This is a genomic window from Streptomyces luteogriseus (assembly GCF_014205055.1).
GTDB lineage: Bacteria > Actinomycetota > Actinomycetes > Streptomycetales > Streptomycetaceae > Streptomyces > Streptomyces luteogriseus.
Genome location: NZ_JACHMS010000001.1, coordinates 6,356,002 through 6,372,139, shown reverse-complemented (window position 1 = coordinate 6,372,139; position 16,138 = coordinate 6,356,002). Strand labels below are relative to the sequence as shown.

16 protein-coding genes and 1 riboswitch are annotated in these 16,138 nt (G+C 71.3%); of the genes, 5 read left to right on the top strand and 11 right to left on the bottom strand.

The annotated features are described in order from the left end of the window. Nucleotides 1-68: 68 nt before the first annotated feature. Nucleotides 69-1,211, bottom strand: coding sequence for a glycosyltransferase family 4 protein (locus BJ965_RS28340; protein ID WP_184912316.1), 1,143 nt, complete (start codon nucleotides 1,209-1,211; stop codon nucleotides 69-71). A gap of 117 nt (nucleotides 1,212-1,328) precedes the next feature. Here BJ965_RS28340 and BJ965_RS28335 point away from each other — a divergent pair, with 117 nt between their 5' ends. After that, nucleotides 1,329-2,567, top strand: coding sequence for a glycosyltransferase family 87 protein (locus BJ965_RS28335; protein ID WP_184912314.1), 1,239 nt, complete (start codon nucleotides 1,329-1,331; stop codon nucleotides 2,565-2,567). A gap of 38 nt (nucleotides 2,568-2,605) precedes the next feature. On the opposite strand, the gene BJ965_RS28330 is transcribed toward BJ965_RS28335, so the two are convergent. From BJ965_RS28330 to BJ965_RS28310, 5 genes are all read right to left on the bottom strand, one after another. Further along, entirely contained in the window at nucleotides 2,606-3,790 is a 1,185-nt protein-coding gene (locus BJ965_RS28330; protein ID WP_184912312.1) for a hypothetical protein, read from the bottom strand. Nucleotides 3,791-3,823: 33 nt separating this feature from the next. Further along, nucleotides 3,824-4,837 (bottom strand): C40 family peptidase, encoded by a 1,014-nt coding sequence (locus tag BJ965_RS28325; RefSeq protein WP_184912310.1) that lies wholly within the window; start codon nucleotides 4,835-4,837, stop codon nucleotides 3,824-3,826. Between the two features lie 211 nt (nucleotides 4,838-5,048). Beyond that, nucleotides 5,049-6,089, bottom strand: coding sequence for a C40 family peptidase (locus BJ965_RS28320; protein ID WP_184912308.1), 1,041 nt, complete (start codon nucleotides 6,087-6,089; stop codon nucleotides 5,049-5,051). Between the two features lie 255 nt (nucleotides 6,090-6,344). Then, entirely contained in the window at nucleotides 6,345-7,694 is a 1,350-nt protein-coding gene (locus tag BJ965_RS28315) for an NYN domain-containing protein (protein WP_184912305.1), read from the bottom strand. Nucleotides 7,695-7,740: 46 nt separating this feature from the next. After that, nucleotides 7,741-7,980, bottom strand: a complete 240-nt coding sequence (locus BJ965_RS28310) for a hypothetical protein (RefSeq protein WP_003989675.1) — start codon at nucleotides 7,978-7,980, stop codon at nucleotides 7,741-7,743. Nucleotides 7,981-8,139: 159 nt separating this feature from the next. Between BJ965_RS28310 and BJ965_RS28305 the strand changes: the two genes are divergently transcribed. From BJ965_RS28305 to BJ965_RS28290, 4 genes are all read left to right on the top strand, one after another. Continuing rightward, a complete protein-coding gene (locus BJ965_RS28305; RefSeq protein WP_184912304.1) occupies nucleotides 8,140-8,892 on the top strand; it encodes a rhomboid family intramembrane serine protease in 753 nt (250 codons plus the stop codon). Then, a complete protein-coding gene (locus BJ965_RS28300) occupies nucleotides 8,889-9,170 on the top strand; it encodes an Lrp/AsnC family transcriptional regulator (RefSeq protein ID WP_030848030.1) in 282 nt (93 codons plus the stop codon). The genes BJ965_RS28305 and BJ965_RS28300 overlap by 4 nt, the downstream gene beginning before the upstream one ends. Nucleotides 9,171-9,258: 88 nt before the next feature. Then, the gene (locus BJ965_RS28295; RefSeq protein ID WP_246546063.1) at nucleotides 9,259-9,492 is read left to right on the top strand and encodes a small secreted hydrophilic protein; all 234 of its coding nucleotides are present in this window, start codon (nucleotides 9,259-9,261) and stop codon (nucleotides 9,490-9,492) included. Further along, nucleotides 9,489-9,713, top strand: coding sequence for a hypothetical protein (locus BJ965_RS28290; RefSeq protein ID WP_376777948.1), 225 nt, complete (start codon nucleotides 9,489-9,491; stop codon nucleotides 9,711-9,713). Before BJ965_RS28295 ends, BJ965_RS28290 begins: the two co-directional genes overlap by 4 nt. Here the strand turns inward: BJ965_RS28290 and BJ965_RS28285 are convergent. The 5 genes from BJ965_RS28285 to qcrC form a co-directional block, all read right to left on the bottom strand. Next, on the bottom strand, nucleotides 9,668-11,035 hold the full coding sequence (locus BJ965_RS28285) for an aminotransferase class V-fold PLP-dependent enzyme (RefSeq protein ID WP_184912302.1): 1,368 nt from the start codon (nucleotides 11,033-11,035) through the stop codon (nucleotides 9,668-9,670). The two genes, BJ965_RS28290 and BJ965_RS28285, sit on opposite strands and share 46 nt — an antisense overlap. 178 nt (nucleotides 11,036-11,213) lie before the next feature. Further along, nucleotides 11,214-11,330, bottom strand: a riboswitch (SAM riboswitch). Nucleotides 11,331-11,404: 74 nt separating this feature from the next. Next, nucleotides 11,405-12,469: an anthranilate phosphoribosyltransferase gene (gene trpD, locus BJ965_RS28280; protein ID WP_184912300.1), complete on the bottom strand. Its 1,065-nt coding sequence runs from the start codon at nucleotides 12,467-12,469 to the stop codon at nucleotides 11,405-11,407. Nucleotides 12,470-12,605: 136 nt separating this feature from the next. Further along, nucleotides 12,606-14,228 carry a cytochrome bc1 complex cytochrome b subunit gene (gene qcrB / locus BJ965_RS28275; RefSeq protein ID WP_184912298.1) on the bottom strand — a complete coding sequence of 541 codons (1,623 nt, stop codon included), beginning with the start codon at nucleotides 14,226-14,228 and terminating at the stop codon, nucleotides 12,606-12,608. After that, nucleotides 14,225-15,298: a cytochrome bc1 complex Rieske iron-sulfur subunit gene (qcrA, locus tag BJ965_RS28270; protein WP_184912295.1), complete on the bottom strand. Its 1,074-nt coding sequence runs from the start codon at nucleotides 15,296-15,298 to the stop codon at nucleotides 14,225-14,227. Before qcrA ends, qcrB begins: the two co-directional genes overlap by 4 nt. After that, the gene (gene qcrC / locus BJ965_RS28265) at nucleotides 15,295-16,107 is read right to left on the bottom strand and encodes a cytochrome bc1 complex diheme cytochrome c subunit (protein ID WP_184912293.1); all 813 of its coding nucleotides are present in this window, start codon (nucleotides 16,105-16,107) and stop codon (nucleotides 15,295-15,297) included. Before qcrC ends, qcrA begins: the two co-directional genes overlap by 4 nt. Nucleotides 16,108-16,138 lie beyond the last annotated feature (31 nt).

Here is a 16,138-nt window from a genome sequence, read left to right as displayed (position 1 = left end):
CTTGACGGCGGGTGCAGGTTGTCCGTGGTTCTTCGCGCAGTTCCCCGCTCCCCTGAAGGGCACCCGCACTACAGCAAAGCTTTGAGCCGCTCCGCGAGCAGGTCCCAGCGCCACTTCTCCTCGACCCACTCCCGGCCCCGCTCCCCCATCCTGCGGCGCAGCTCGGCGTCGCCGAGGAGGACGGTGATCCGGTCGGCGGCCTCCTCGGGGGAACCGCCCTTCACCACCCAGCCGGTCTCGCCGTCGAGGACCGCGTCCGGGGCGCCGCCCGAGTCGCCGGCCACGACCGGCAGGCCCGTCGCGGAGGCCTCCAGGTAGACGATGCCGAGGCCCTCGACGTCCAGGCCGCCGCGGCGGGTGCGGCAGGGCATCGCGAAGACGTCGCCGGCGCCGTAGTGGGCGGGCAGCTCCGACCAGGGCACGGCGCCGGTGAAGCGCACGGAGGAGGCGACGCCCGTCTCGTGCGCGAGGCGCCGCAGGTCCTTCTCGTAGGGGCCGCCGCCGACGATCAGCAGGACGGTGTCGGGCTCGGCGGCGAGGATGCGGGGCAGGGCCCGGATCAGGGTGTCCTGCCCCTTGCGCCGCACCAGCCGGGAGACGCAGACGACCACGGGCCGGTCCGTCAGACCCAGCCGGGCCCGCACCTCGTCGCCGCCCGAGCCGGGGTGGAAGGTCTTCTCGTCGACGCCGGGCGGCAGCTGCGCCATCCGGGCACCGGCCTCGGGCGTCAGGGCGGGGGCGATCCGCGAGCGGGTGTACTCGCCGAGGTAGGTGATCGTGTCCGTGGCGTCGCCGATCCGGCGCAGCAGCTGCCGGGCGGCGGGCAACTGGGCCCAGCCGGCCTCGTGGCCGTGCGTGGTGGCGACCAGCCGCTCGGCGCCCGCCCCGCGCAGCGCCGGGGCCATCAGGCCGAGCGGGGCCGCCGCCCCGAACCACACCGAGGTGCAGCCGTGCTCCCGCAGCAGACCGACGGCCCGCCGGGTGGCGCCCGGGGTCGGGAGCAGCATGGTCGTGCGGTCCCGTACGACGGTGAAGGGCTGCTCGGCGTCGAAGGCGCGGGTCGCCTCGACGCCCTCCCGGGTCCGCTTCCAGGTCGAGGCGTAGACGACCAGCTGCTGCGGGTCCAGCCGCAGCGCCATGTTGTGCAGGAAGGCCTGGATGCCGCCGGGCCGGGGCGGGAAGTCGTTCGTCACGATCAGGGTCTTGCGCACGCCGCCGACCCTACCGAACCGCCCTCCTCGCCCTGTGCGGCGGCACGTATGGCACGCTCACAGCTGACGGGCCCATCATGGCCCCCTCGACACGGCACGCGAACGGGCAGGGATCACGTGAAGACGACGGGCACGAGGCGGTCCCTGGCATGGCTGCCGGTGGTCTGGTGTCTCTCCAGGCTGGTGCTGCTGCTGTTCGTCCTGAAGGTGTACGTCTTCCCGGGCCCGGACGTGACGAGCGACGTGCAGGTGATCTACCAGGGCTGGTACGACGTCCTGAGCACAGGAACGTTCCCGCTGAACGACGTCACCTGGCAGTACCCGCCCGCCGCCGCGCTGGCGATCCTCTCCCCCGGCCTGCTGCCCTTCCTGGACTACGCGACCGCGTTCTACGTCCTGGTCTGCGTCACCGACCTGGCCGTGCTGGCCCTGATGACGTGCGCGGGCCGCCGCCCGGGCCGTTCGCTGCGCGGCGCCTGGGTGTGGGTGATCGGCGTCCCCCTGCTCGGCCCGACGGTGTACGCCCGCTACGACGTGATGGTCACGGCCGTGGCGATGGCCGCCCTGCTCGCGGGCGCCCGGCACCCTAGGGCGATGGGGGCCCTGGCCGCCTTCGGGGCGCTGCTGAAGGTGTGGCCCGCGATGCTGCTCCTCGCCGCCCGCCGGCGCAGTGCCTGGGTGTCGGCGCTGGTGACCGGCACCGTGGTGACGGGGGTGTTCGCGCTGGCCATGCCGGGCGCGTTCGCGTTCCTGACCTTCCAGCGCGACCGGGGCACCGAGGTGGAGTCGCTGGGCGCGCTGGTCTTCCACGTCGCCCGGCACTTCGGCTGGCGGGGCGAGGTGAAGCTGAACTACGGCTCGATCGAGTTCCTCGGGCCGTACGTGAGCGAGGTGAGCACCGGCGCGCTGTTCCTGACCGGGGCGGCCTTCGGCTGGCTGGTGCTGTGGCGGCTGCTGGCCCGCCGCTTCGCGGAGCACACGCTCGCCGACGCGGCCTTCGTCGCCGTGCTGATGTTCACCACCACCAGCCGGGTGATCAGCCCGCAGTACATGGTGTGGCTGGTCGGGCTGGCGGCGGTCTGCCTGTACTTCCCCGGCAGCCGGATGCGGCTGCCGGTCGCCCTGGTACTGGTGGCCTGCTTCGTGACGGTGCTGGAGTTCCCGTTCTACTTCGCCAACGTGGTGGCCAGTGACGGCCTCGGCCTCACCCTGCTGTTCCTGCGCAACGGCCTGCTGGTGGCCGCGGCCCTGATCGCGGCCCGCGCCCTGTGGCGGGCGACCGTCCCGTCCGTCGCACCGCCGGCTTCCGTGCCTTCCCAGCCGACCCGGGCGGGCGAGACCCCCGTCTCCCCCTGAGGCGCCTCGGCCGGGCACACCCCGGGCAGCCCGAGCGGTCAGCCCAGTTGCTCCCGCAGATACGCCCGCCACCGCGCCGTGAAGGCGTCCGGCGTCGTCCCCAGTACCTTCCGCATCGCGTCCTCCACCGCCCCGGCCCGCTCCCGGTGCTCCCCGACGGCCCGGTAGAAGGCGCCGAGCCGGGCCTCCCCCCAGCGGTCGGAGATCATCCGGCAGGCCGTCCAGCCGCTCTCGTAGGAGCGGGCCAGGCGGCTCGCGTCGCCGGTGAAGCCGAAGTCCTCGTCGTCCGGGAGCGTGGTGGGGATACGGTCCTCGGCGACCGCCCGGGACAGCTCGGGGGCGGACTCGGCGGGGGTGCGGCCGGCGGCGCGGTAGCCGACCCAGTCGGCGTACCCCTCGGAGAGCCACAGGGGCGTGGCGGCCGTGGTGCGGGCGCGGGTGGCGACATGGGTGGTCTCGTGGGTGACGACGACCTGTTCGCCGAGGTCTCCGAGGAGCGCGAACGCGTCCGGGTTGACGATGATCCGGTCCGCCGGCGCCCGGGTCCGGGCGCCCGTCTCGCCGGTGGTGACCGCCGCGATCCCGCGGTAGGACGAGGCGGGCGAGCCGAGCAGCCCCGCCATACCCTCCAGTGACTTGGGCACGACCAGGACGACCCGCCGGCTCCAGTTCCTGCCCCACGCGTCCGACACGGCCGGCACCGCGCGGTCGGCCAGGTCCGCGAAGTCCCGCAGCGACCCGCCGGACCGGCCGACGCCGAGCACGAGACTGTGCCGGCCCCGCACGAGGTGCACCGTCCCCTGGTCCCACAGCTGCTGCGCGGACTTCTTCGCGGGCCGGTCGGTGAGGACGGACCACCGCCCGTCCGCGTCCCGGCTCAGCCGCAGGGTGCGTCCGGTGGTCACTGGAGCCCGGTCGTACCCGGCGACGCGGTAGCGCAGTTCGGCGTCGGCGGTGGCCGTGTCGCCGGTGCGGCGCACCGCGGTCACCCGGTACGACCAGGCGGCCACGGGCACCTCGCGCAGCTTGGCGAAATCCGTCCCCTCGCCCGTCCGTTCGTAGGCCCGAGCGTCGCGGTCGACGACCGCCGCGGCCCGCCGGTCCAGGAGCCGCTGTACGTCGGCCGTGGCACTGTCGGCCGCGGACCGCCCGCCGCACCCGGCCAGGGCGACGAGCAGCACGACGAGCGCCACCAGCGCGGACCCCGACCTTCGACCTGCCACGTTCCCGATCGTACGGGCGCCGGGCCGTGCCGGTCAGACCCTGGTGACCGACGAGACGGGCATCATCCCGACCGGGTCGTAGCGCACGGGCGCGCCGGGGTAGGGCGCGTGGATGACCTGCCCGTTGCCCATGTACATCCCGACATGGCTGGCGTCGCCCCGGTAGACGACCAGGTCGCCGGGGCGCGCCTCGGACAGCGGGACCTGCCGGCCGGCATACCGCTGGGCCTGCGAGGTGCGCGGCAGGGAGACCCCGGCCTGCGCGTACGACCACTGCATCAGGCCCGAACAGTCGAAGCCGGAGGGCCCGTTGGCGCCCCAGACGTAGGGCTTGCCGAGCGCGCTGCGGGCGGCGGCGACAGCGGCGGAACCGCGTCCGGAGGCGGCGGTGGCGCCGCCGAGGTCGGGCATGCCGGGGCGGCCGGAGCGGGAGGCGCGGCCGTAGGCGTCGCGCTCGGCGTCCGGCAGGGAGTTGAGCAGCCGCCGGGCCGTGGCGAGCTTGCGCTCCACGGTCTTCTTGTGGGCGGCGACCGCCTTGCGGCTCGTCTCCAGTTCGCGGAGCTTGTCCGCGGCCTCCTCGCGGTCCTGGGCGAGTTCGCGCATGGCGCCCCTCAGCTCCCTCAGCTCGCCGGCTTGGCGGGCGGTGAGACGGTCGAGCCGGGACGCGTGGTCGAGGTAGTCGTCCGGGTCGTCGGAGAACAGCAGGGCGAGGGACGGGTCGATGCCGCCCGAGCGGTACTGGGCGCCGGCGAGCGAACCGAGGGACTCCCGCATGGAGTTGACGCGCTCCTGCTGGCGGGCGATGCGGTCCCGGACGGTGCCGACCTCGGCACGCAGCCCGTCGGCCCGCTCGTCGGCCTCGTTGTACGCCTCGGTGGCCTTCTCGGCCTGCTCGTAGAGGCGGTCCACCTGGGCACGGGTGTCGTCGTACGGTGCGGCGGCGGACGGTACCGCGCCCAGGGCGGCGGCCGTGACGGACAGGATGCTGACCGCGGCACCGGCGCCCCGGTCGAACCCGGACGGTGCAAGACGACGATGGGACCCCACGGGAAGCCGCTCTCCTTCCGCTGGCGGACTTGGACCGCGGCAGACAGTAGCCCCGCGACGCAGGGCCGCCAACGACCATCCGTGGGTATCCAGCACTGCGCCCCGCCGCTGACGCAGGTCAGTGGCGGGGCGTGGGCTCACTCGGGGCCGTCGTGATTCGCCCGAACGGCGGACAGGGTGTCCTGGTCCCGAAGGCTCCGGGAGCCGGTCGTCAGACCCGGACGCCGAACATGAAGGGGCCGCCGATGGTGCTCATCGACTCGTAGCGGACGACGGTGCCGGTGCGCGGGGCGTGGATGATCTGCCCGTTGCCGGCGTAGAGGCCGACGTGGTGCAGGTCGTTGAAGAAGAACACCAGGTCGCCGACCTTGAGCTGGCTGGTGGAGTAGATCTTGGTGCCGATCTGGGACTGCGCTTCGGAGGTGCGCGGGATCTGCATGCCGGCGGCGGCGTAGGCCCGGGAGGTGAGGCCGGAGCAGTCGAAGGAGCTCATGCCGGTGGCGCCGTAGACGTAGGGCTTGCCGAGCTGGCTCTGGGCGAAGGCGAAGGCGGCCGCGGCGCGGCCCGAGCCGGGCGGGACGTCGACGTCGAGGGCGTCGCGCTCGCTGGCCCGGCTGGCGCGGCTCTGCTCGGCGGCGAGTGCGGCCTTCTCGGCGGCGGTGAGGCTGTTGAGCAGCTTCTGCGCGGAGGAGAGCTTGCCCTGGACTTCCTTCTTCTTCTTGCCCAGTTCGGTCCGGGTGGAGGCGAGGTCCTTGAGCTTCTCGGAGGCCTCGGCGCGCTGCTGTGCCAGTTCGCGCTGCTTCTCCTGGACCTTCTTCAGTGCCTCGACCTGCTGGCTGCTCAACTGGTCGAGCGTGGAGGCCTTGTCGAGGTAGTCCTCGGGGTTCGCGGAGAGGAACAGCTGGACGGAGGGGTCGATGGAGCCGGTGCGGTACTGCGACGCGGCGGCGAGGCCCAGACCGTCGCGGAGCTCGTTGAGCTCCTCCTGGCCGCGGGCCACGTTGTCCTGGATGGTGGAGATCTCCTTCTGGAGCTTCTCCTGCTTCTCCTTGGCCCCGTTGTACTTCTCGGTGGCCTGCTCCGCCTCTTCGTAGAGCTTGTCGACCTTGGTCTTGACCTCGTCCTTGCTCGGCTTCTCACTGGGGGCCGCGTTGGCGGCCTGCGAGCTGAAGGCGACGGCAGCGGCGGCGGCGGTGGTCAGCACGGTCACACGTGCGCGGCTCGGCTGCTTAGGACGACGGTGGGACGCCACGGGTGAAAAGCTCCTTCTGGCCCCTCCGCCGTCTCTCCCGATGAGTGATCACCCGAGCGGAGGTTCGGCCCGACCCTAGTGACCTTCCTGTGATCAGTTCAAATCCTCAGATGAAAAATTGCGTCACGGTAGGCCATCTTTTCCTCTGGACTCACAGGCCGTGAGACCCACTTGACGCACCGTGGCTCACAGGTCCCACCAATTCGGGCATCACGCCCGGACGTTACGCATGGTGCGTACGCCCCCCAAGGCCCCCTAGGCCCGTGAAAGCCGCCTGAGCAGCATCGCGGAGGCGACCGGGCGGGCGCCGGCCCGGGCCACACCGTCGGCGACCTCGCGGTCGGTGGACGCCACGATGACCGGGCGGCCCGGCGGTTCGGCGCGCACCAGCTGGCGGATGAGCTCGTCGGCCGTGACGCCCGGCTTCGAGAACAGCACGCGCACCCCGCGCGGCGGGGCCAGCAGCACCGGTGCGGCGAGCTCGGCGCCGTCGAAGACGCAGGTCACCTCAGCGCCGCTCTGCGCGGCCAGTTGGGAGAGCTGCCCGAGCAACCGCAGGCGCTGCTTCTCCAGCGGCATCTGCGGATAGCCGGTCTTGGTGACGTTGTAGCCGTCGACGACCAGATGGGCCTGCGGCAGCGCCAGCAGCTGATCGAGGACCTGCGGGTCGTCCTCCGACAGGGCGCGGGCGGCGATGTCCTTGGGGGTCATCCGGCCCGGCTCGACGGCGTCGACGGTCTCGGCGGGCCGCACCGACACCGGGGGCAGGGCCAGTTCGCGGCGGAGCCCCTGGGTCGCGTCCAGCAGGGTGTCCAGCAGCAGCCGGACCCGCATGTCCTCGACGCTGCGGCCCTCGCGGGCGGCCCGGCGCGCGGCCTCCAGAGCGGCCTCGCTCTCGCCCAGCCGGGACTTGAGGCGCCGGGTCTCGCTCTCGGCGGCGGACACCTGTGCGTGCGCCTCGGCACGGACTGCCTCGATCTCGCCCTGCGCCTTACGCAGGGCGGCCTCGCCCCGCTTGACGTCGCTGAGGGCGGCACGCAGCTTGCGGTGCAGCGACTCGGTTTCCTTCTTGGCCGATTCCAGCTCCGTGCGCAGCCGCTCGGTCTCGGCCCGGGTGTGATCACGGGCCCGGTCGAGCTCGGCGCGCAGCCGCTCCAGCTCGGCCCGGTTCTCCTCGTCGGCGCGCTCGGCGTCGGCCCGCTGGGCCTCCTCGCCGGCGGCGGTCACGAGCTTCACCCAGTCGAGGGGCCGCAGTACGTAGGCCGCGGCCGCCACGTCGAGCGGGTCCGCGGCCGGGGGCGGGGAGCCTGAGTCGAGGGCGCCGGTCAGCTCCGGCTGGGTCTCTCTGAGCTTCTCCCCGATGCGCTGCCGGAACAGCGGATCGGTCTCCAGGGCGGCCGCCATCGCGTTGCCGGCGAACTTCGCCCGGCGGTTCGGAGCGAACCGGGCGTACTGCCTGAGCTGCGCGGGCAGCTCGCCGACCGTCAGCGAGCCGAAGCCGTCGGAGACGATCTGCACGACCCTGCGGCGCACGCCGTCGGGCAGCGGACGGTCGAGCACCTCGGCGGCGCCGTCACCCGGCCCCCCGCCCGTGGTCTCCACCATCCGTCACACCCCAATCCGTGCGGGGCCCTCCCCGGGACCCCCGTCCTCAGGAGCCGGCGCCCGGCCTGTCCACGAGTTCCACCTGGTCCACCGCGTTGCACCAGCGGCAGCGCACCGACTCAATGGTCTCACTGAGGACCTCGCGCTCCTCGACCTTCGGCTCTCCGGCCAGGTCGAGGTGGACGTACTCGACGACCTTCGACGAGCGGGTCACGTCGAACCTCGTGAGGTTGCCGCAGAGGGTGCAGCGCCAACGCGTCTCGGCGGTCGGCAGGGGAACCGTCATCGTGACCTGTTCTCTTTCCATCTAGTGTCCGTGACGCGACCGGCATCCCCGGTGCGTGTGGTCCGTAACCCTACGGCCTGGCGGGTACCCGCCGCCCGCGTGTCCACGGCGGCGAGGCGGTCTGGGCGGTTGCGTCCGGTTACGTCATGCTCTGTATTCATGATCCGCAAGTGGAGTGCGTCGATCGTCCGGGCCGGCAGAACGGTCGGCGGGTCGTCTGCGCCGGTGACGTACACCCTGATCACCCTGTGCTGCCTGGCCTTCCTGGCCGGACCCGCCTCGGGCCTGAACCCGGCGTACGGCACGGGCGAGGAGCTGCTCGCCGTGCAGCGGGCCTACTTCCGGCGCTGGGGCGTGATCCCCGCAGAACTGTTCGAAGGGTCCGGGAGAGCGGCCCTCACCCCCGCGACCGCGCTCTTCGTCCACGGCAGCTGGGTCCACCTGCTCGGCAACATGCTCTTCCTCTACGTCTTCGGGGCGATGACCGAGGAGCGGATGGGCCGGGTGCAGTTCACCCTGTTCTATGTCGGCTGCGGCTACCTGGCCCTGCTGGGCTACGCCGTCGCCAACGCGGACTCCGAGCAGTCCCTGGTCGGCGCCTCGGGCGCGATCTCGGCGGTCCTCGGTGCGTTCCTGTACCTGTTCCCCCGGGCCCGGGTGACCAGTCTCCTGCCGTTCCTGTTCTTCCTGCCGGTGCGCTTCCCGGCATGGGTCGTGCTGCCGTTCTGGGCGGCGCTGCAGTGGCTGGCGGCGGGGCGGGCCCCGGACGGGCCGGGGGTGGCCTACCTCGCCCACCTGATCGGCTTCGGTCTGGGCTTCGGCTATGCGTCGGTCCGCTACGGCCGCCCCACCAGCCCTACTAGAGTGAAGGCCGCCCCTGCTCCGGCCCCCGAGGGAGAGAACCAGCCGTGATCACCGCGATCGTCCTCATCAAGACCAGCGTGGACCGGATCCCCGAGATCGCCGAGTCGATCGCGGCGCTGGACAGCGTCAGCGAGGTCTTCTCCGTCACGGGCACCTACGACCTGATCGCGATGGTGCGGGTGAAGGAGCACGAGGACCTGGCCGAGGTCATCCCGGGCCGGATCAGCAAGATCCCCGGGGTGGAGGGGACGGACACACACGTGGCGTTCCGTACGTACTCGCAGCACGACCTGGAAGCGGCGTTCTCGATCGGGCTGGACAACTGAGGCCGTCCCGCCTGCCGGGCCCCGGATGAAGAGTTCTTCATCCGGGCTTCATGCTGTCGCCCGGGTCCCGTCCCGGGGGATCGGGCACATGGTTTTCTCTCGCCGGATGGCGGCCCTGTCCGCCGTCGTGCTGATCCCGCTGGGCATCGCCGCGACCAGCTACGCCCTCGCGGACAGCCCCAAGGCGCCCGAGGTGCCCGCCCCGCGGATGGAGCTGGACCACGGCTCGCCCACGCCCACCTCCACGTCGATCCCACCCCGACGGCCACGCCGTCCGGCGCCACGCCGGGTGACGAGGTGGTCTCGCGGCGGCCCCCGGTGACCGACAGCCCAGCGAGTGACGACGACGACCGCGGCCCGGGCACCGACGACGACGGGCGACGGCATCCTGCCCGCCCCCTGGAGCTGGCCGAGGCCCTGCTGCGGGCGGGCGAACTGCTCACGGACGCCACCGAACGCGCCCTGCGGATGATCGTCCTGGGCAGCCGTCTGCCGGCTCAGGCGGAGGTGTCCGGCACGCAGCGACCGTCCTCGGTGCGGTAGTTCCACTGCGCGCCGTCCGCCACGAGTTCCTTCACCGCCCGCACGAACCGCTCCACATGCTCGTCCGGCGTGCCCGCGCCGAAGCTGACCCGGATGGCGTTCAGCGACTTCTCGCCGGGCGCGGACTCCGGCGACCCGCACTCCCCCTGGGCCTGCGGGTCGCTGCCGAGCAGGGTGCGCAGCAGCGGGTGGGCGCAGAACAGCCCGTCCCGTACGCCGATGCCGTACTCGGCGGACAGGGCGGCGGCGAAGTGGGAGCTGTTCCAGCCCTCGACGACGAAGGAGAGCACGCCGACGCGCGGCGCGTCGTCCCCGAAGAGGGACAGGAACCGCACCTGGGGAACGTCGGCGAGACCCTCCCGCACGGTGCGGACCAGGTACTGCTCACGGGCCGCCAGGGTGTCGAAGCCGGCCTCGGTCAGTGCCGTGCAGGCCGATGCGAGGGCGTAGGCGCCGATGACGTTGGGCGAACCGGCCTCGTGACGGGCGGCGCTGTCGTGCCACTCCACGTCCACTCCCCCGTCCTCCCGCCGGACGACCTTGCGGCTGGCCCCGCCGCCCGCGAGGTACGGATCGGCCGCGCGCAGCCAGTCGGCCCGCCCGGCCAGCACACCCGAGCCGAAGGGCGCGTACAGCTTGTGCCCGGAGAAGGCGACCCAGTCGACGTCGAGGCCGGCGACGGACACCTCGTGGTGCGGGGCCAGCTGCGCGGCGTCCAGCACGATCCGCGCACCGTGGGCGTGCGCGGCCGCCGCGAGCTCCCGTACGGGCCACAGCTCACCGGTCACGTTCGAGGCGCCGGTGACGCACACGAGGGCCGGCCCGTAGGGGTCGCGGTCGGCGAGGGCGCGCTCCAGGGTCTCGACGGCCTCGCGGTGGCTGCGCGGGGCGTCGAGGTAGGTGACCTGGGCACTGCGCCACGGCAGCAGCGAGGCGTGGTGCTCGGTTTCGAAGACGAAGACCCGGCAGTCGGCGGGGAGCGCGGCGGCCAGGAGGTTGAGGGAGTCGGTGGTCGACCGGGTGAACACGACCTGGTCGTCCTCGCGGCAGTCGAGGAACTCCGCGACGGTCCGGCGGGCGTTCTCGAACAGGTCGGTGGAGAGCTGGGAGAGGTACCCGGCGCCGCGGTGGACGCTGCCGTAATAGGGCGCGTAGGCGGCGACGTCGTCCCAGACCCGCTGGAGCGCCGGAGCGCTGGCGGCGTAGTCGAGGGCGGCGTAGGTGACCTCGCCACCGGTCACGAGCGGCACGGTGACATCCCGGCCCAGAACGGGCAGCGGGGCACAAACGGACGGGGTGGCGGCAACGGTGGAGACGGACATGGTGAACTCCCGTGAAGGCAGATGGAATCCGCCCGCGAGCCGGTACGGCTACCAGCGGGGGTGAAGGAAAGAGGGATGCGGAGGCGGGGCTCTGCGGCCCTATCGCATTCGCTGATTCACGGGAGAACTCCTCGAGGACCAGGACCCCTGGCCCCACACTTTTCAAAAGCGTGCGAGGGGTCCGCGCTTGCCACAGACCTCGCTGCCTGCGGCCCGGTCTTCACCCGGGGCACCCCGCCACGGACGGAGGGTTGCCGGACAGTCGGCCGGGGCCTCATGACTGTCACTCATGACCTGGTCAGGAACGTACGCGAAAAGATCGGCGCCCCGCAACCCGAGTCCGGATCGCGGGACGCCGTCCGTGGTTCCCTACCTGTTGCTGGCGGCGACCCAGCGCTCCAGCGTGCGCTTGGCCGCGCCCGAGTCGATCGACTCGGCCGCCTTCACCATCCCGGCGCGGATCTGCTCGGCCAGCGGCGCTCGCGTCGGCTCCAGGGCCACCAGGGCCGCCGCCGAGTTCAGCACCACCGCGTCCCGCACCGGGCCGGTCTCCCCGTCCAGGAGCCGCCGCGCGACCTCCGCGTTGTACGAGGCGTCCGCGCCGCGCAGCGCCTCCACGGGGACCAGTTCGAGGCCCACGTCACGCGGGTCGAAGGCCTCCTCGGTCACCTCACCGTCCCGGACGATCCACACCCGGGAGGTGGCCGTGGTGGTCAGCTCGTCCAGACCGTCGTCGCCCCGGAAGACCAGGGAGGAGTTGCCGCGCTCGGCGAAGACGCCCGCGACGATCGGCGCCATGCGGGGATCCGCGACACCGACGGCCTGGGCGCGGACCCGGGCCGGGTTGGTGAGCGGGCCGAGGGCGTTGAACACCGTGCGGATGCCCAACTGGCCGCGTGCGGCGCCCGCGTGCCGCAGCGCGGGGTGGAACTTCACCGCGAAGCAGAAGGTGATCCCGGCCTCCTCGGCGACCTCCGTGACCCGGTGCAGGGGCAGCTCGAGGTTGACGCCGAGCTTCTCCAGCACGTCGGAGGCCCCGGACGCCGAGGACGCGGCGCGGTTGCCGTGCTTGACGACCTTCGCGCCGGTGCCGGCGACCACGATCGAGGACATCGTGGAGATGTTGACCGTCTTCGCGCCGTCGCCGCCCGTGCCGACGATGTCGACCGTCGCCCCGGGCACCTCGATCACGTTGGCGTGCTCGTACATCGTGCGGACGAGGCCGTTGATCTCCTCGACGGTCTCGCCCTTGGCGCGCAGGGCCACGACGAACCCGGCGATCTGTGCCTCGGTCGCCTCGCCGCGCATGATCCGGTCCATCGCCCAGGCGGTGTCGTCGGCGCTCAGGTGCCTGCCGTCCAGCAGGCCGTTCAACAGCAGGGGCCAGGAGCGGCCCGCCGCGGTGTCGCCTCCAGCGGGGGTCACAGCGCTCATAAGCCGCTCCAGGGTCAGGCGTCCCGCACTACGGGACGAGAGTCTCAACGGGGTCCACCCTATCCAGCCCCGGGCAGGGCGAAGGGCCCCGTCCGTTGAACGGACGGGGCCCTTCTGTGGCGTGGCGAAGCAGTGATCAGTGGTGGCCGTGGCCGCTCGTGATCTCCCGGTACTCCTCGGCGGTGGGCTTCGGGATCTGGGCACCCTCGCCGTAGTAGGCGTCGCTGAGCTTGGCGCGCAGCTTCTCGGAACCCTTCACCTTGCGCTCGACACCGTTCTCGTCGACCGTCGGGCCGATCTCGGCCGGCTTGTACTGCTCGTGCGCCGTGAGCGTGTACATCTGCTCCTGGCTGAGCGGCTCGTGCACCTCGATGAACTCACCGTGCGGCAGGCGCTTGATGATGCCCGACTCGCGGCCGTGCAGCACCTTCTCCTTGTCCCGGCGCTGCAGGCCGAGGCAGATGCGCTTGGTGACGACGAAGGCGATGACCGGTCCGAGGAAGAACCCGATCCGGACGAACCAGGTGACCGCGTTGATCGACAGATGGAAGTGCGTGGCGACGATGTCGTTGCCACCGCCGATCAGCATGATGATGTAGCCGGTCACCCAGGCGACACCGACACCGGTACGGGTCGGGGCGTTGCGCGGCCGGTCCAGGATGTGGTGCTCGCGCTTGTCCCCGGTGACCCACGACTCGATGAACGGGTACAGGGCGATGATCCCGAGGAACACACCGAAGAGCACCAGCGGGATGAACACACCCAGGACGAGCGTGTGGCCCCAGAGGTTGACCTCCCAGCCGGGCATCGCGCGGATGAGACCCTCGGCGAAGCCCATGTACCAGTCGGGCTGGGCACCGGTCGACACCTGGTCGGGACGGTAGGGGCCCAGGACCCAGATCGGGTTGATAGTCGCGATGCCGGCGAGGGCCGAGATGACACCGAAGACCAGGAAGAAGAAGCCTCCGGCCTTGGCCATGTAGACCGGCAGCAGCGGCATGCCGACGACGTTCTTGTTGGTCCGTCCGGGACCCGCGAACTGGGTGTGCTTGTGGTAGAAGACCAGGATCAGGTGGCCGACCACGAGCCCGAGCATGATGCCCGGCAGCAGCAGGATGTGGATCGAGTAGAACCGGGCGACGAAGTCGGTACCCGGGAACTCCCCGCCGAACAGGAACATCGAGATGTACGTGCCCACGATCGGCACGGACAGGATCGCGCCCTGCGTGAAGCGGACACCGGTGCCGGAGAGCAGGTCGTCCGGGAGCGAGTAGCCGGTGAAGCCGGTGAACATGCCCAGGACGAACAGCAGGAAGCCGAACATCCAGTTGATCTCGCGCGGCTTGCGGAACGCGCCGGTGAAGAAGACGCGCATCATGTGCACGAACATGCCGGCGAGGAAGATGATCGCCGCCCAGTGGTGGATCTGCCGGATGAGCAGACCGCCGCGGACGTCGAAGCTGATGTCCAGCGTGGAGGCGAACGCCTCCGACATCAGCTGCCCCTGGAGCGGGACGTAACTGCCGTGGTACTCCACCTCGTTCATCGACGGGTGGAAGAACAGCGTCAGGTACACACCCGTGAGGATGATGATGATGAAGCTGTAGAGGCAGATCTCACCCAGCATGAAGGACCAGTGGTCCGGGAAGATCTTGCGCATGTTGGCCTTGGCCAGGGAGTAGATCCCCAGGCGGCCGTCGGCCCAGTCGGCGACCCGCTCTCCGGCGGGTGCCTTGCGGCGGTCGTCCTTGTTACTCATCCGCGCTCCCAGAAGGCAGGACCGACGGGCTCTTCGAAGTCGCCGAGCGCCTCGAGGTAGCCCTCGTCGTTCACGCCGATGCGCAGCTGCGGCAGGGCGTGACCGGCGGGACCGAAGATCACTCGGGCACCGTCGGACAGGTCGAAGGTGGACTGGTGGCAGGGGCAGAGCACGTGGTGCGTCTGCTGCTCGTACAGGGAGATCGGGCAACCGACGTGGGTGCAGATCTTCGAGTACGCGACGATGCCCTGGTGCGACCACTCGAGCTCGCGCTTGTCCTTGATGTTGTCCGGCTGGATCCGGACGATCATCAGGGCGGCCTTGGCGATCTCGTTCTGGAAGTCGTGGTCGTGCTCCTCCAGGCCCTCGGGCTTGGCGAAGGTCAGCGAACCGACCGCGACGTCGGACGGACGCAGCGGCTCGTTCGTGTTCATGTTGACGAGCAGCTTGCCCTTGGACCACAGCGTGTGGCGGAGCTTGGTGCCGGGCAGCGGACCGAGGTCGCGCAGCAGCACGACGCCGGAGAGGGGCACCAGCGTGAGCGCGCCGAGCATCGTGTTGCGGATCAGCTTGCGGCGGCCGAGCGCAGACTCCTTGGCGCCCTGCTTGAAGTCCGCGAAGACCTTCTCGCGGACCTCGGGCGCCGCCTCGATCGGGTGCCGCTCGTCGGCGACCTCCACGTCGGACATCAGGGTGCGGGCCCAGTGGACGGCGCCCGCGCCGATGCAGAACAGCGCGATGCCGAGCGTCATGCCCAGTGCGAAGTTCAGCGCGCTGATGTGACCGAGCGGGAAGATGAACACCGACTTGTCGACCGGGATCGCCACGAAGGAGGCGATGAAGCCGACCGTCGCCAGCATCGACAGGGTGAACAGGAAGGCGACCGAGCGCTCGGACCGCTTGGCGGCCCGCTCGTCGACGTCCTGGACCCGGTGCTCGTGGGGAGGCAGGCCCGGGTCGGCGAACGGGTGCTTGTCGTCCGCGACGCTCACCGCGCCGTGCCCGTGCTCGTCATGGCCTGCGGACTGCGCGGCAGGCAGGTTCTCTTCTGGAATGTCTTGGCTACTCATGACTTCTTGGCCTTTGCGGTCCGGGCGGCGACCCACACGGCGACGGCGATCAGACCGCCGAGACCGAAGATCCAGCCGAACAGGCCCTCGCTGACCGGCCCGAGGCCACCCAGTTCGAGGCCGCCGGGGCTCTCGGTCTTTTCGCTGTTGACCGCGTCGAGGTACGCGATGATGTCCTTCTTGTTCTTCTCCGACAGCGTGGTGTCGGGGAAGGACGGCATGTTCTGCGGGCCGGTCTGCATGGCCTCGTAGATGTGCTTCGGGGAGACGCCCTCGAGGGTCGGCGCGTACTTGCCGTGCGTCAGCGCGCCGCCCTTGCCGGTGAAGTTGTGGCACTGCGCGCAGTTGGTGCGGAACAGTTCACCGCCCTTGGCGATGTCGGCACCCTCGGGGCCGTACTGCTCCTCCGTCGGGACGGACGGACCGGCGCCCAGCGAGGCGATGTACGCCGCGAGCTGGTCGATCTCGGCCTGCGAGTAGATGTTCTTCTTCTTCGGGACCTGGGGGCCCTGCGAGGTGGCGGCCGGCATACGGCCGGTGGCCACCTGGAAGTCGACGGCCGCTGCGCCCACACCCACCAGGCTCGGCCCGTCGGAGGTGCCCTGACCGCCGGTGCCGTGGCAACTGGCGCAGCCGACCGAGTAGAGCTTCTTGCCCTCCTCGATGGTGAGGGACTGGGCGGTTTCGTCGGCCTGCGCCTGGTCCGCGGGTGCGAACACGGCGTACAGCCCCCCGGTGCATGCCAGCGCGAGGAGTAGGACGACGAGCGCCGCCAACGGGTGGCGTCGTCGTGCGGAGAGCTTTTTCACGGATTACCCCGGTGTCAGGATCTTCTGCGTC